This is a genomic window from Streptomyces pseudogriseolus (assembly GCA_002154585.1).
In the GTDB taxonomy this organism is placed as follows: domain Bacteria; phylum Actinomycetota; class Actinomycetes; order Streptomycetales; family Streptomycetaceae; genus Streptomyces; species Streptomyces pseudogriseolus.
In genome coordinates this window covers 1-14,196 of record MUNG01000165.1, presented here as the reverse complement: position 1 = coordinate 14,196, position 14,196 = coordinate 1, and the positions used below count along the sequence as shown (strand labels likewise).

Sequence of the window (14,196 nt, the reverse complement as noted above, 5' to 3'; positions counted from 1 at the left end):
GCCGCGCGCGGCGCCGGCGACTGGGTCGAGCACGTGCCGCACCTCGACGCCGGCCTGTTCGGCACCACCGTCGGCTTCGGCACCGACCCCGTGTCCCGCGCGTACGGCGCCCGGGTCTTCGCGGCCGGCGACGGCGGACACAGCGACTACTTCGCGCCCGGCTCCCCCTCCCTGGCCAACCTGACCCGCATCGTCCTCGGCCGTCTCCAGGAGGTGACCCGATGACCCGTCTCACCGCCGCGGCACGCGGCACAGCCGCCCGCATCGACGCGGCCACCCCCGCCCACCGCGACCGCGCCGTGGACGCCCTGCGGGCCTTCGCCGTCGCCGGCGTGGTCCTCGGGCACTGGCTGGTCACCGCGCTGGTCGCGGACGGCCGCACCCTGCGCGCCGCCAGCCCGCTCCAGCACCTGCCCTGGCTGGCACCGGTCTCCTGGGCGTTCCAGACCCTCGCCGTGTTCTTCCTGGTCGGCGGGCATGTCGCGACCCGTTCGTACGCCTCGGCGCGGGAGCGCGGGGTGCCGTACCGGCGGTGGCTGCACGCCCGGCTCGCGCGGCTGTTCGGGCCGGTCGTCGCCGTCCTCGGCCTGTGGACGGTCGTGACGCTCACGCTGCTCCTGTCCGACGCCGAGTACGCGACCGTGCGGACGCTGGTGAAGCTGGCGCTGTCCCCGATGTGGTTCCTGCTGGTCTTCGCCGCCCTCACCGCCGCGACCCCGCTGGTCGCCCGGCTGCATCCGCTCTGGCCGCTCGCCGTCGTCCTCCACGTCGACGTGCTCCGCTTCGGGTTCGGCGCCCCCGACGGACTCGGCTGGCTCAACCTGGCCGCGGGCTGGCTGGTGCCGTACACGCTCGGCGCGGCCTGGACCCGGGGCGAGCTGGAGAGCCGCAGGCCCGGGTGGGTGCTGCTGGGCGGCGGCACGGCGGCGACGGCCGCGCTGGTCGCGTGGGCGGGATATCCGGCGGCGATGGTCGGGGTGCCCGGCGCCGAGGTGTCCAACCTGAACCCGCCGACGCTCGCCGCCGTCACCTTCGGCCTCGCCCAGTGCGGGCTCGCGCTGCTGCTGCGGGACCGGCTGCGCCGCGCGATGCGCCGGCCCCTCGCCTGGGCGGCGGTGGCGCTGGTCAACCTGTCCGCGATGACGGTCTTCCTGTGGCACCAGACCGCCCTCATGGCCACCACCGCCGCGCTTCTCCCGGCCGGCCCGCTGCCAGGTCTGCACACCGTCCCCGACGGCCTCGGCTGGGCCGCCGCCCGGCTGCCCTGGCTGATCGTGTTCGCGCTCGCCCTGGCCGTGTGCGGGGCGGCGTTCCGCACCTGGGAGCAGGGCGGCGGCCGGCGGCGGCGCGCACGGCCGTCGAGGGTGGTCCGCGCGCACCGCCCGATGACCGAGAGGACCCCCCATGTCTAGGCTGAACGGCGTGACGGACACGGGGGTGGAGCACATACGGCGGTGGCTGGGCGTCCTGCGGGACGACCTGATGACCACACGGGTCGATCCCCTGCCGCCGTCGACCTGGCTGCGGTGGCTGCCGCACGGCATGGTGTGGCTGGTCGCCATCGGCGTGTTCGCCGGGGACCTCGCGCAGCTCATGGACTCCGGCCGGCTCGACTTCAGCATCGCCTTCCCCGTCGCGCTCGGCCACAGCGGCGCGATGGCGCTCGCGCTGTGGCGGCCGCAGCCCGGCTGGTGGCTGTCGCTGGCCGCGACGGTGGTGGGCGCACTCGCGGTGCGCGCCGAGATGGTCGTCGGCGACGGTGACTCGTTCACCTGGCCGTGGTCGGCCGCCGGGATGATCGGGCACATCCTCGTCATGCTGCTGCTCGCCCTGCGCGTGCCCACCCGGGCGTCCGTGGAGGCACTGGCCCTGACCGCGCTGGTCACCTGGGTGCTGCAAGGGCTGATCGGCGCGCGGGACTACGACCCCACCGGCCAGCTCGCGGTGATCCTCTTCACCGTCGTGGTCGTCCTCGGGTCCGCCCTGCGCGGCCGCCGCGAGGCCCGCGCCGAGCTGGGCCGGCAGGCCACGCTCACCGCCGAGGAGCGGGCCCGCCGCACGCTTCTCGAGGAACGCGGCCGCATCGCGCGGGAGCTGCACGACGTGGTGGCCCACCACATGTCGGTGATCTCCATTCAGGCGCAGGTCGCCCCGCACCTCGTGCAGGACCCGTCCGACGAGCTGAAGGAGAACCTCGCCGGCATCCGGCAGAACGCCGTCGAGGCGCTCACCGAACTGCGCCGCGTTCTCGACGTGCTGCGCTCCGAGCACCCCGCCGCCGACGACGGCCGGGACCACGACCTGGCCGACGGATCCGGACGCGCCCCGCACGCCCCGCAGCCCACCCTCGGCCGGCTGGCGGCGCTGGTGGAGAACACCCGCGCCGCCGGACTCACGGTGACCACCGAGGTCACCGGCGAGCGGCGCCCCCTGCCGCCCGGCGTCGAGCTGTCGGCGTTCCGGATCGCGCAGGAGGCGCTGAGCAACGTGCTGCGGCACGCGCCCGGCGCCACCGCGCACGTCACCCTCGCCTACGGGCCGCGCGCCCTGCGGGTGGAGGTCGTGAACACCGCGCCCACCCGGGAGCCGCCCCCGTCCTCCGGGGCCGGACACGGGCTGCTCGGCATGCGGGAGCGGGCCGTCATGCTGGGCGGCACGCTCACCGCGGGCCCCTGGTCCGGCCGCGGCTACCGTGTCGAGGCCCGCCTCCCCGTGCCCGCGCCGACCGCCACCGACCCCCTCATCCAGGAAGGCCCCGCGTGATCCGCGTTCTGATCGCCGACGACCAGCAGATGGTGCGGCAGGGTTTCACCGTGCTGCTGAACACCCAGCCCGACATCGAGGTCGTCGGCCAGGCGGTGAACGGCCTGGAGGCGGTCGAGCAGGTCGGGGAACTCGCCCCGGACGTCGTCCTGATGGACATCCGCATGCCCGAACTCGGCGGCATCGAGGCCACCGCCCGCATCACCGCCGCCACCCCGCAGGTGAGGGTGCTCGTGCTGACCACCTTCGACCTCGACGAGTACGTGTACGAGGCGCTGCGCGCGGGCGCGTCCGGCTTCCTCCTCAAGGAGGCCTCCGCCGAGCAGCTCGCCGAGGCGGTACGGGTGGTGGCGGCCGGGGACGCGCTGCTCGCGCCGGGCGTCACCCGCCGGCTGATCGCCGAGTTCTCCCGTCTCGACCCGCGGCCCCGCACGCCCCTGCGCCGCAGGGTGGGCGACCTCACCGAGCGGGAGACGGAGGTGCTGTCGCTGATCGCGCAGGGCCTGTCCAATGCGGAGATCGCCGTACGGCTCGTGGTGGCCGAGCAGACCGTGAAGACGCACGTCGGCCGGATCCTGGTGAAGCTGGGCCTGCGCGACCGCACGCAGGCGGCGGTGTTCGCCTACGAGTCGGGGCTCGTGCGCCCCTCCGGCTACTGAGCTCGCGCGTACCGTGGGGCAAGCCCGTGTGGCCTGCGTAGTACTTCAGACGGACGCCCCGGAACCCCTCTCAGCGGGGACGACCGGGCTCACCCGCTCGGCCTACCGTGTCAGCGTGACCGAGACGACGCACCCGCAGTCCCCGCGCGCCGGGGACGGTGACCGCAGCCCGGAGTACCGGCTGGCCCAGAACGCCCTCAAGGGGCTGCGCCAGGACCTGTTCCACGACCCCTTCGCCTACCACCCGCTGGGGCCCCGGCCGACGACCGGGCCGATCCTGCGCCTGGTCCCCGCGCGGACGCGCACCGTGGCGGAACGGCTCCCGCACGCACTGGTGGGGGGCATCGCGCTGCTCACCCTGCTGATCGGCGCCGTCTCCGGCAGCGAACCCGGCGGGGACGCAAGGGCGCTGCTGAGCGGTCTGCTGTGCGCGCTGCCCGTGGTCGCCACGCTGACCCGGCCGATCGGCGCGTTCTGGCTGTCCATCGCCGTGAGCCCGGTGACCGCGCTGCTCAACGGCGGCGGATACGACTGGCCCTGGATGCCCGGCGCGTTCGTCAGCCACCTCACCGTGCTGGTGGTGGTCGCGCTGCGCACCCGGCCCCGCACCGCCGTCTGGATGTGGGTCGTCACCGCCGCGTACGCCGTCCTCGCGGACGTCTTCATGGGCGGCTCGTACTACTACACCAACGGCGGGCCGATGCTGATCACGTCGGCGTTCGCCCTGCTCGTCGTCTGCCTCTGGCACGTCCGGCACACCGCCCGGCAGGAGGTGACCGCCCAGCAGACCGTCACCGAGCAGGAACGGTCCCGGCGCACCCTGCTGGAGGAGCGCACCACCATCGCCCGCGAGCTGCACGACGTGGTCGCCCACCACATGTCGGTGGTCGCCATCCAGGCCGAGGCCGCGCCGTACCGGGTGGAGAACCCGCCGCCGGAGCTGGAGCGCGCCTTCGTCACCATCCGGGAGAACGCGGTCGCCGCCCTCACCGAGCTGCGCCGCATCCTCGGTGTCGTCCGCGCCGAGGACTACGAGGCCCCGGACGCCCCGCAGCCCACCCTCGCCGACCTGGACGCCCTGCTGGTCAACGTGCGGGACGCCGGACTGACCGTGGAGAAGGCCGTGACCGGCGCGGTGCGGGAACTGCCGCAGGGCGTGGAGCTGTCGGCGTACCGGATCGTGCAGGAGGCGCTGAGCAACAGCCTGCGGCACGCGCCCGGCGCGAGCGCCCGCGTGGAGATCGGGTACGTTCTCGGCGGCCTCGGCGTCCGGGTCGTCAACGGCCCGATGCCGGAGCCGAGCCTGGTGAAGCCCACCCGTCACCCGGCCACCGCCCCTGATGGAGGGCTTCGCCCGCCCTCTCCGATCGGTGCCGGGCACGGCATCACCGGCATGCGGGAGCGGGTCGCCATGCTGGGCGGCGAGATGACCGCGGGGCCCACCGAGGACGGCGGCTACGAGGTCGCGGTGTTCCTGCCGGTCACCGCGGCGGACAAGGGTGACGCATGACCATTCGCGTACTGATCGCGGACGACCAGATGATGGTGCGCGAGGGCTTCTCGGTGCTGCTCAACGCCATGCCGGACATCGAGGTCGTCGGCGAGGCCGTCAACGGCCGGCAGGCGGTCGAGAAGGTCCGAGAGCTCGCCCCCGACGTCGTCCTCATGGACATCCGCATGCCCGAGCTCAACGGCATCGAGGCCACCCGCGAGATCGTCGCCGCGGACGGTGCGGCGAAGGTGCTCGTGCTGACCACGTTCGACCTGGACGAGTACGTCTACCAGGCGCTGCGCGCCGGCGCGTCCGGCTTCCTCCTCAAGGACGCCTCCGCCCGTCAGCTCGCCGACGGCGTCCGGATCGTCGCGGCCGGCGAGGCGCTGCTCGCCCCCTCGGTCACCCGGCGGCTGATCACCGAGTTCTCCAAGCTGTCCGACGCGCCCCGCGTGCTGCCGTCCGCGCAGGCCGCGTACGGGGACCTGACCGAGCGGGAGACGGAGGTGCTGGTGCTGATCGCGCAGGGGCTCTCCAACGGGGAGATCGCCGAGCGGCTGGTGGTCGCCGAGTCGACGATCAAGACGCATGTGAGCCGCATCCTGGTGAAGCTGGGGCTGCGCGACCGCACCCAGGCGGCGGTCTTCGCGTACGAGGCGCGTCTCGTCACACCGGGCTGAGCCCGGGGGCCGCGCGGCCTAGGGTGAGGCGTATGGAACAGCGCATCACCCTGATCACGCTGGGGGTCACCGACCTCGCCCGCTCGAAGGCCTTCTACGAGGCGCTGGGCTGGCGGGGCCAGGAGGTCCAGGAGACCGTCTTCTTCCAGGCGGGCGGTCTCGGCCTGGTCCTGTGGGGCCGGGACAAGCTGGCGCGGGACACCGGACTCGCACCCGGCGCCGCGGGCGGGTTCGGCGGCATCGTCCTCGCGCACAACGTCCGCTCCGACGCCGAGGTCGACGAGCTGCTCGCGACGGCCGACCGGGCCGGGGGCACGGTCACCAAGCCGGCCGTCGTCAACGACATCGGCTTCTACTCCGGCGCCTTCACCGACCCCGACGGCCACGCCTGGGAGGTCGCCCACAACCCCGGTCTCCCGCTCGCCGAGGACGGCACGGTCACCCTCCCCGACTTCGGCGCCGCCTGACGAGCGCCCGGCACCCCTGGTCAGAGGGCGGGGCGGCGGATTACCGTCCGTCCATGGCAGCTCCTTCCGACCTCGCTTTCGACCCGTGGGACCCCGCGTTCGTCGCCGACCCCTACCCCGCCTACGCCGAACTGCGGGAACAGGGCCGGGTGCGGTACTTCGAGCCCACGGACCAGTGGCTGGTCGCGCACCACGCGGACGTCTCGGCGCTGCTGCGCGACCGGCGCCTGGGACGGACGTACCAGCACCGCTTCACCCACGAGGAGTTCGGCCGCACCGCGCCGCCGCCGGAGCACGAGCCGTTCCACACCCTCAACGACCACGGCATGCTCGACCTCGAACCGCCGGACCACACGCGCATCCGCCGCCTGGTGTCGAAGGCGTTCACCCCGCGCACGGTCGAGCGGCTGCGGCCGTACGTGCGCGGGCTCGCGGACGACCTGGTCTCCGCGCTCGTCGAGGCGGGCGGCGGCGACCTGCTGAGGGACGTCGCCGAGCCGCTGCCGGTCGCGGTGATCGCCGAGATGCTCGGCATCCCGGAGTCCGACCGGGCACCCCTGCGGCCCTGGTCGGCGGACATCTGCGGCATGTACGAGCTGAACCCGTCCGAGGAGACGGCGGCCAGGGCCGTCCGCGCGTCCGTCGAGTTCTCCGACTACCTGCGCGACCTGATCGCCGAACGCCGCGAGCGCCCCGGCGACGACCTGATCTCCGGCCTGATCGCAGCCCACGACGAGGGCGACCGGCTCACCGAGCAGGAGATGATCTCCACCTGCGTCCTGCTGCTCAACGCGGGCCACGAGGCCACCGTGAACTCCACGGTCAACGGCTGGTGGGCGCTGTTCCGCCACCCCGACCAGCTCGCCGCCCTGCGCGCGGACCACTCCCTGGTCCCCACGGCGATCGAGGAGCTGATGCGCTACGACACCCCGCTCCAGCTCTTCGAACGCTGGGTCCTCGACGAGATCGAGATCGACGGCCAGGTGATCCCGAGGGGCGCGGAGATCGCGATGCTCTTCGGCTCCGCCAACCACGACCCGGCCGTCTTCACCGACCCGTCCCGCCTCGACCTCACCCGCCGCGACAACCCGCACATCTCCTTCAGCGCCGGCATCCACTACTGCATCGGCGCGCCGCTGGCCCGCATCGAGCTGGCGGCGTCGATGACGGCCCTGCTGGAGAAGGCCCCGACCCTACGGCTCGCGACGGAGCCGCAGCGGAAGCCGAACTTCGTGATCAGGGGGCTGGAGGGGCTGGCCGTGGAAGTCGGCCGGTGATCACCCGTTCGGTTGATCACCGGCCGCCTTCCGGCGATGGACATGGATGGCTCGTCAAGCTGGTGTCCGCCTGCGGAGGGAGGCACCATGACGGTTATGGCAGAACGTGGGTCATCCCAGTTGTCGGTGGACATGTTCGAGCGGATCGCCGAGTTCGCCGAACGTGAGGACGAGACCGTCAGGTTCGAGTTCATCAACGGACGGATCGGGCTCAGGAAAGTGACCAACGGCAATCACGGAGCGATCATCATGTGGTTGGTCCGCCAGTGCATGCAGGCCAGGCCCGAGCTCGATCTCAGCCCGGTGCAAGGGCTGAAGGTGGAGTCCTACCGCAGGGGCAGGGCCCTGCCGGACGCGGTGCTCGCCCCTGTCGCCCACTTCGCGGGGCAGGGGGACTGGGCGGACACCGATGGCGTGCTGATGACGGTGGAGGTCACCTCCTTCGACTCGGACACGCACGATCGCGACCGCGTGGAGAAGCCCCAGGCCTACGCCGAATCCGGAATCCCCGTCTACCTGCTGATCGACCGCGACCGCCGCTCCGTCCTCGTGCACAGTGACCCGGACCCGGTGGTCGGCTACCGGAACGTCCAGAAGCGCCAGCTGGGCCAGAAGGTCGTGCTTCCCGACCCCGTCGGCATCGAGTTCGACACCGAGGAGCTCAAGCCGTTCATGGACTGACCGTCTCCGTCACGTCGACAGATCCCTGCGCCGCAGCCCGGCCAGCCCCGCCGCCACCAGGGCGACCGCGAGCGCCGTGAGGACCAGCACCGGCGCCCACGTCATCTCCCCGCCCGGCAGCTTCGGCAGATGACCGAAGGGGGACAGGTCCAGCACCGCCCGCGGGACGTCCAGCGCCGGGCCGACCCAGCCGATCAGCAGCACCGCGCCGGCCACCCCCCACGCGCCCATGGCCGCCCCGGGCGCCAGCCCGTACAGCAGCACCGCGACCCCGCCGATCACCCACACCGCCGGGACCTGCACCAGGCACGCGCCGAGGATGGCCCCCGTCCGCTCGCCGTGGCCGAGTGCGAGACCCGCGCCCGCGAGCAGCATCAACAGCGCCGACCCGCCGAACGCCACCACCAGGTGACCGGCCGCCCAGCGCAGCCGCCCGACCGACCCCGCGAGCACCGGCTCCGCGCGGCCCGACGTCTCCTCGCCGTGCAGCCGCAGCACCGACGTCACGACGTACAGCGCGGCGACCAGCCCCAGCATCCCGGCCATCGCCGCGAGGAACGCGTCCGTCAGCCCGGCCTCCCCGCCCATCCGCTCGAAGATCTCCCGGGCGCCCTCGTTGTCGCCGAGCAGGTCGGCCGCGCCGTCCGCCATACCGCCGTAGACCAGCCCCGCCAGCAGGAAGCCGATGCTCCAGCCGAGCACGGAGCCCCGTTGCAGCCGCCATGCCAGCGCCCGCGCGCCGCCCAGCCGTCCGGCGGCGGGTCCCGGGCGGCTCGGCAGGAAGCTCATGCCGAGGTCCCGGCGGTCGGCGAGCGCGTACGCCACCGCTCCCTGCACCAGCGCCGCGCCCGCGAGCAGCCCGAGCACCCACCACCGTTCCCCGGCGAACGCCCGCAGGTTCGTCAGCCAGCCGAGCGGGGACGCCCACGTCAGCAGTGAAGAACCTCCCCCAGTGCCGAAAGCCTGGGAGGTGCCCCCATCGGTCGCCGAGTCGCCGGCCGCCCGCAGCACGAACGCCGCGCCCAGCACCGCCGCCGTCAGCCCCCGGGCCAGCCGCGCGCTCTCCGTCAGCTGGGCCACGATCGCCGCCGTCGTCGCGAAGACCATGCCCACGCCCGCGATCCCGAGCCCGAACGCCAGCGCTCCCGCCGCGCCCTGACCGGCCAGCCCCGCCGTCACCAGCAGCGCCAGCGCCCCGTTCGCGACGGCCGCCGCGAGCAGCGCCGCCGTGAGCGAGGCCCTGCGGCCCACCATCCCGGATGCCACCATTTCCTGACGCCCGCTCTCCTCCTCGTCGCGGGTGTGCCGGACGACGACCAGGAGCCCCACCACGGCGGCCAGCGCGCCCGCGTACACGCCGACCCGCCAGGCGGTGAGCGCGCCGAGGGAGTCGCCGAAGACGGGGCCGACCATCGCGCGCAGGGAGGAGTTGCCGGCCATCTGGCCGATCAGGTCGGCGCGTTCGGCCGGGGTGCCGTACAGGCCCTTGAGCGTGTTCGGCATGGACAGCACCATCAGGGCGTTCACCCCGACCCAGAGCGGGATCATCACCCGGTCCCGGCGTAGCGCGAACCGCAGCAGGATGCCGGTGCCGGCGAGCCGGCGCGCGCTCGTGGGCCGTACGGCGAAGGAGGCGGCGCTCATCGGACGGTCACCTCGTCCTGGTAGTGCCGCAGGAACAGCTCCTCCAGCGTGGGCGGGGTGGAGGTGAGCGACCGTACGCCCGACTCGCTCAGCGAGCGCAGCACCGCGTCCAGCTTGTCGGTGTCGACCTGGAGGCGGACCCGGCGGCCCTGGACGTCGAGGTCGTGCACGCCGGGCAGCGCGGCGAGGCCGTTCGGCGGACCGGCGAGTTCGGCGCTGACGCTCGTCCGGGTCAGATGCCGCAGCTCGGCGAGCGAACCGCTCTCCACCGTGACGCCCTTGCGGATGATGCTGACCCGGTCGCACAGCTCCTCCACCTCGCTGAGGATGTGCGAGGACAGCAGCACGGTCCGCCCGCGCTCCCGCTCCTCGGCGACACAGCGCTGGAAGACCTCCTCCATCAGCGGGTCCAGGCCGGACGTCGGCTCGTCGAGGATCAGCAGGTCGACGTCGGAGGCGAACGCCGCCACCAGGGCGACTTTCTGCCGGTTGCCCTTCGAGTACGTGCGGCCCTTCTTCGTCGGGTCCAGCTCGAACCGCTCGATCAGCTCGGCCCGGCGGTGCGGGTCCAGGCCACCGCGCAGCCTGCCGTACAGGTCGATGACCTCGCCCCCGGACAGGTTGCGCCACAGCGTCACGTCACCGGGGACGTAGGCGATCCGGCGGTGGATCTCCACGGCGTCCGTCCAGGGGTCCCGGCCGAACACCTGGGCCGCGCCGGAGTCGGCGCGCAGCAGACCGAGCAGGACGCGGATGGTGGTGGACTTCCCGGAGCCGTTGGGTCCGAGGAAGCCGTGGACCTCGCCGGTCTCGACGGTCAGGTCGAGACCGGCCAGTGCGTGGGTCCGGCCGAACGACTTGTGCAGTCCGGACACGGTGATGGCCTTCGTCATGCTCCGGAACGTACGCTTCTTTCAGAAATTTGTGAAGTTAAGGAAGCGTATGAATCGACGGCTAGACTGGGCACGGCGTCCGAGCAGGGGAGATGGTGCGGATCATGGCGGAACCGAGCGGGACGGCACGGGACCCGGAGGCGGTCTCCCGGTTCGTCGAGCACTTCGCGGCGCAGCTGGTCGAGGCCGGGATGCAGCGCATGCCCGCCCGCGTCTTTGGGGCCCTGCTCGCGTCCGACGCCGGGGCGCTGACCTCCGCGCAACTCGGCGAACAGCTCCAGATCTCACCGGCGGCGGTGTCCGGCGCCGTGCGCTACCTGGCCCAGGTCCACATGGTGTCCCGCGAGCGGGAGCCCGGCTCGCGCCGCGAGCGCTACCGGGTCCACGGCGACCAGTGGTACGAGGCGCTCACCAACCGCGAGGCCGTCATCAAGCGCTGGGAGGACGCGCTGCGGGAAGGCGTCACCAGCCTGGGCGCCGACACCCCGGCGGGGCGCCGGCTGGCGGAGACGCTGGCCTTCTTCGAGTTCGTGGAGAAGGAGGTCGAGGCGATGATGGAGCGCTGGCGGGTGCACCGGGAGAAGCGGTTCGGACAGTAGCTGCTCGGCTACAATGAGTTGCGGCTGGTCCGTCACCGGGGGAGGGCGCATCATGACAGTCATGGCAGAGCGACCGACGACACACGGCACCGAGCTCGGCGACTTCGAGGAGATGCTGAACCTCCTCGACGAGCTGGAACTGCGTGATGGCTTCAAAGCCGAGATCATCAGGGGGAACATCGTCGTGTCGCCGTGGTCGAAGGGTTACTACCACCGCGTGATGCATCTGGTGTGCGAGCAGCTTCGGCCGCATCTCCCCGAGGGGCACCAGATCAGTTCCGCCCCGTTCCTGTACGTCTTTCCGGGGGACGCTTGCGCATTCGGGCCGGACATCCATGCGGCGCATGAACGGGCCTTCGAAACGGAGAGCAACCGCCTGGACGGCGAGGCCCTGTCCTTCGTCGCCGAACTGACCTCTCCCTCCACCCGTGACGACGACCTGACCGACAAGGCCGGGACCTACGGCAAGGCGGGTGTCCCCGTCTACCTCCTCCTCGACATGCAGGAGGAACAGGCCACGGTCTTCTCGATGCCCTCCGCCAAGGGCTACGAGGCCCGCGAGATCAAGCCGTTCGGCGAGAAGCTGTCCGTCCCGGCCCCGTTCGACTGCGTCCTGGACACGACCAACTTCACGGCGCCCCGCGCCTGACGCCCCGCTACCGCGCCGGCATCGTGAGCCCCCACGCCCCCTCCCGCACCTCCCACGTCCGCGTCCGCACCGGCCCCGAGACGACCGCGTCCGCGCGATAGCGGAAGTGCGCGCCCGACACGGTCACCGTCCGGCCCTCCGCCAGCAGCGGGGACGCCTCCGCGCCCACCGACACCGGCCGCACCTCGACCCGCGCCGTCCCCGGCACGCCGGGCATCACCGAGACGCCCTCCACCGGCTGCCCCAGGTCGACCAGCGTCTCCCCGTCGACCTCCACCCGCAGCCGGGCCGGCCCCGACCCGGGCGCGTCGGCCGTCCCCGGCGGCCTGGCCGGCACCAGCGTCCGCACCAGCGAGCGGCACGTCCGCAGCCACGGGCGCCCCCCGTCACCGCCCGCCTCCCGCAGCCGTGCCGTGCGCCCGAGCGGCGGGATCCGCAGCGCGCCGAGCACCACCCCGTCGCTGTCGTCCACCAGCAGGTCCATGCGCCGCTCCGCCCCGTCCAGCACGGCCCGCGCCGCCGCCACCGCCCCCGTGGGCACCCCCAGTGCCCGGGCGAGGGAGACGGCGCCGCCCACCGGCACCAGCGACAGCACGCACCCGGCCAGCTCCCGCTGCCGGTGCAGCAGCGTCACCGCCCGCACCAGGGCCCGGTCGTCGCCGATCACCACCGGGCGGCGTGAGCCGCGCCGCGCCAGCGCCCGCGCGAACTCCTCCGGATCGTCCGGCAGGCACACCTTCATGCCCGCGGCACCCGCGCTGAGCACGTCCTTCGCGATCCGGACCGATTCGCCGTCCGCCCGCCGGGCGACCGGATCGATGACCACCAGGAGCTGATCGGACGTCGCGGAAGAAGTCCCGGATGTCGCCACCTCGGCCATGCCTCGCTTCCTCGGGTAGCATCTTTGTGCAAGAGCCCCTTTGCGCTATTGCGCCAGGGGCTTCGTCTATTCCGGGGCATCCGGTCCGACGGTTGGCGGCCAACGGTGGTCGCGGTGCACGCGGCGGAGATCCTCCGTGTGCGCCCCTGACCTTGGACATGCCCCGCCCGGAAGGGGTGTACGCGCGTGCCCGCACTTGTGCTGCTCGGTGCTCAGTGGGGTGACGAAGGCAAGGGAAAGGCGACGGACCTGCTCGGTGGTTCCGTCGACTATGTGGTGCGCTACCAGGGCGGCAACAACGCCGGCCACACGGTGGTCGTGGGCGACCAGAAGTACGCCCTGCACCTGCTCCCTTCCGGGATTCTCTCCCCCGGCTGCACGCCGGTCATCGGCAACGGCGTCGTCGTCGACCCGTCGGTCCTGCTCTCCGAGCTGAGCGGTCTGAACGAGCGCGGCGTCGACACGTCCAAGCTCCTGATCAGCGGTAACGCGCACATCATCACGCCGTACAACGTGACGGTGGACAAGGTGACCGAGCGTTTCCTCGGCAAGCGGAAGATCGGCACCACCGGCCGTGGCATCGGGCCGACCTACGCCGACAAGATCAACCGCGTCGGCATCCGCGTCCAGGACCTGTACGACGAGTCGATCCTCACCCAGAAGGTCGAGGCGGCCCTCGACGTCAAGAACCAGATGCTCACCAAGCTCTACAACCGCCGCGCGATCGCGGTCGACCAGGTGGTCGAGGAGCTGCTGGGCTACGCCGACAAGCTCGCCCCGTACGTCGCCGACACCGTGCTGGTGCTGAACGAGGCGCTGGAGCAGGACAAGGTGGTCCTCTTCGAGGGCGGCCAGGGCACCCTGCTCGACATCGACCACGGCACGTACCCCTTCGTCACCTCCTCCAACCCGACCGCGGGCGGCGCCTGCACGGGCGCGGGCGTGGGCCCGACGAAGATCAGCCGGGTCATCGGCATCCTCAAGGCGTACACCACCCGCGTCGGCGCAGGACCGTTCCCGACGGAGCTGTTCGACGAGGACGGCGAGGCGCTGCGCCGCATCGGCGGCGAGCGGGGCGTCACCACCGGCCGTGACCGCCGCTGCGGCTGGTTCGACGCGGTCATCGCCCGCTACGCCACCCGCGTCAACGGCCTCACCGACTTCTTCCTCACCAAGCTCGACGTCCTCACCGGCTGGGAGCAGATCCCGGTGTGCGTGGCGTACGAGATCGACGGCAAGCGGGTCGAGGAGCTGCCGTACTCGCAGACGGACTTCCACCACGCGAAGCCGGTCTACGAGATGCTGCCGGGCTGGAGCGAGGACATCAGCAAGGCGAAGACCTTCTCCGACCTGCCGAAGAACGCCCAGGCGTACGTGAAGGCCCTGGAGGAGATGTCCGGCGCCCCGATCTCCGCGATCGGCGTGGGCCCGGGCCGTACCGAGACGATCGAGATCAACTCGTTCCTGTAGGCCACACCTCAGGACAGCCGCCCTGTGCACCGGCGCCCGCGC

14 protein-coding genes and 1 pseudogene are annotated in these 14,196 nt (G+C 72.6%); 12 read left to right on the top strand and 3 right to left on the bottom strand.

What is annotated here, in order from left to right:
• From CCN29_RS16315 to CCN29_RS16275, 9 genes and pseudogenes are all read left to right on the top strand, one after another.
• Positions 1-225: pseudogene (locus CCN29_RS16315) on the top strand (hypothetical protein); the annotation flags it as partial.
• Positions 222-1,412: an acyltransferase family protein gene (locus CCN29_RS16310; RefSeq protein ID WP_086682691.1), complete on the top strand. Its 1,191-nt coding sequence runs from the start codon at positions 222-224 to the stop codon at positions 1,410-1,412. The pseudogene CCN29_RS16315 and the gene CCN29_RS16310, both read left to right, overlap by 4 nt.
• Complete coding sequence (locus tag CCN29_RS16305) at positions 1,405-2,763, top strand: sensor histidine kinase (RefSeq protein WP_031017947.1); 1,359 nt, start codon at positions 1,405-1,407, stop codon at positions 2,761-2,763. Before CCN29_RS16310 ends, CCN29_RS16305 begins: the two co-directional genes overlap by 8 nt.
• Positions 2,760-3,422, top strand: a complete 663-nt coding sequence (locus tag CCN29_RS16300) for a response regulator (RefSeq protein WP_086682689.1) — start codon at positions 2,760-2,762, stop codon at positions 3,420-3,422. The genes CCN29_RS16305 and CCN29_RS16300 overlap by 4 nt, the downstream gene beginning before the upstream one ends.
• Positions 3,423-3,537: 115 nt before the next feature.
• A complete protein-coding gene (locus tag CCN29_RS16295) occupies positions 3,538-4,932 on the top strand; it encodes a sensor histidine kinase (RefSeq protein WP_442538389.1) in 1,395 nt (464 codons plus the stop codon).
• Positions 4,929-5,594 carry a response regulator gene (locus CCN29_RS16290; RefSeq protein ID WP_006135102.1) on the top strand — a complete coding sequence of 222 codons (666 nt, stop codon included), beginning with the start codon at positions 4,929-4,931 and terminating at the stop codon, positions 5,592-5,594. Before CCN29_RS16295 ends, CCN29_RS16290 begins: the two co-directional genes overlap by 4 nt.
• Before the next feature lie 32 nt (positions 5,595-5,626).
• On the top strand, positions 5,627-6,061 hold the full coding sequence (locus CCN29_RS16285) for a VOC family protein (RefSeq protein WP_006135103.1): 435 nt from the start codon (positions 5,627-5,629) through the stop codon (positions 6,059-6,061).
• Between the two features lie 53 nt (positions 6,062-6,114).
• Positions 6,115-7,338 (top strand): cytochrome P450, encoded by a 1,224-nt coding sequence (locus tag CCN29_RS16280; protein WP_086682684.1) that lies wholly within the window; start codon positions 6,115-6,117, stop codon positions 7,336-7,338.
• An 87-nt stretch (positions 7,339-7,425) separates the two neighbouring features.
• Complete coding sequence (locus tag CCN29_RS16275) at positions 7,426-8,019, top strand: Uma2 family endonuclease (RefSeq protein WP_039988269.1); 594 nt, start codon at positions 7,426-7,428, stop codon at positions 8,017-8,019.
• A gap of 9 nt (positions 8,020-8,028) precedes the next feature.
• Here CCN29_RS16275 and CCN29_RS16270 read toward each other — a convergent pair whose 3' ends face one another.
• Positions 8,029-9,663: an ABC transporter permease gene (locus CCN29_RS16270; protein ID WP_086682682.1), complete on the bottom strand. Its 1,635-nt coding sequence runs from the start codon at positions 9,661-9,663 to the stop codon at positions 8,029-8,031.
• A complete protein-coding gene (locus CCN29_RS16265) occupies positions 9,660-10,556 on the bottom strand; it encodes an ABC transporter ATP-binding protein (RefSeq protein WP_006135107.1) in 897 nt (298 codons plus the stop codon). Before CCN29_RS16265 ends, CCN29_RS16270 begins: the two co-directional genes overlap by 4 nt.
• Positions 10,557-10,660: 104 nt before the next feature.
• On the opposite strand from CCN29_RS16265, the gene CCN29_RS16260 reads away from it, so the two are divergent.
• Both CCN29_RS16260 and CCN29_RS16255 read left to right on the top strand, forming a co-directional pair.
• Complete coding sequence (locus tag CCN29_RS16260) at positions 10,661-11,155, top strand: GbsR/MarR family transcriptional regulator (protein ID WP_037816686.1); 495 nt, start codon at positions 10,661-10,663, stop codon at positions 11,153-11,155.
• Between the two features lie 52 nt (positions 11,156-11,207).
• On the top strand, positions 11,208-11,804 hold the full coding sequence (locus CCN29_RS16255) for a Uma2 family endonuclease (RefSeq protein ID WP_442538388.1): 597 nt from the start codon (positions 11,208-11,210) through the stop codon (positions 11,802-11,804).
• Positions 11,805-11,811: 7 nt separating this feature from the next.
• Here CCN29_RS16255 and CCN29_RS16250 read toward each other — a convergent pair whose 3' ends face one another.
• Complete coding sequence (locus tag CCN29_RS16250) at positions 11,812-12,684, bottom strand: diacylglycerol kinase family protein (RefSeq protein ID WP_006135110.1); 873 nt, start codon at positions 12,682-12,684, stop codon at positions 11,812-11,814.
• A gap of 186 nt (positions 12,685-12,870) precedes the next feature.
• Between CCN29_RS16250 and CCN29_RS16245 the strand changes: the two genes are divergently transcribed.
• On the top strand, positions 12,871-14,154 hold the full coding sequence (locus CCN29_RS16245; protein ID WP_006135111.1) for an adenylosuccinate synthase: 1,284 nt from the start codon (positions 12,871-12,873) through the stop codon (positions 14,152-14,154).
• The last annotated feature ends 42 nt before the right edge of the window (positions 14,155-14,196 follow it).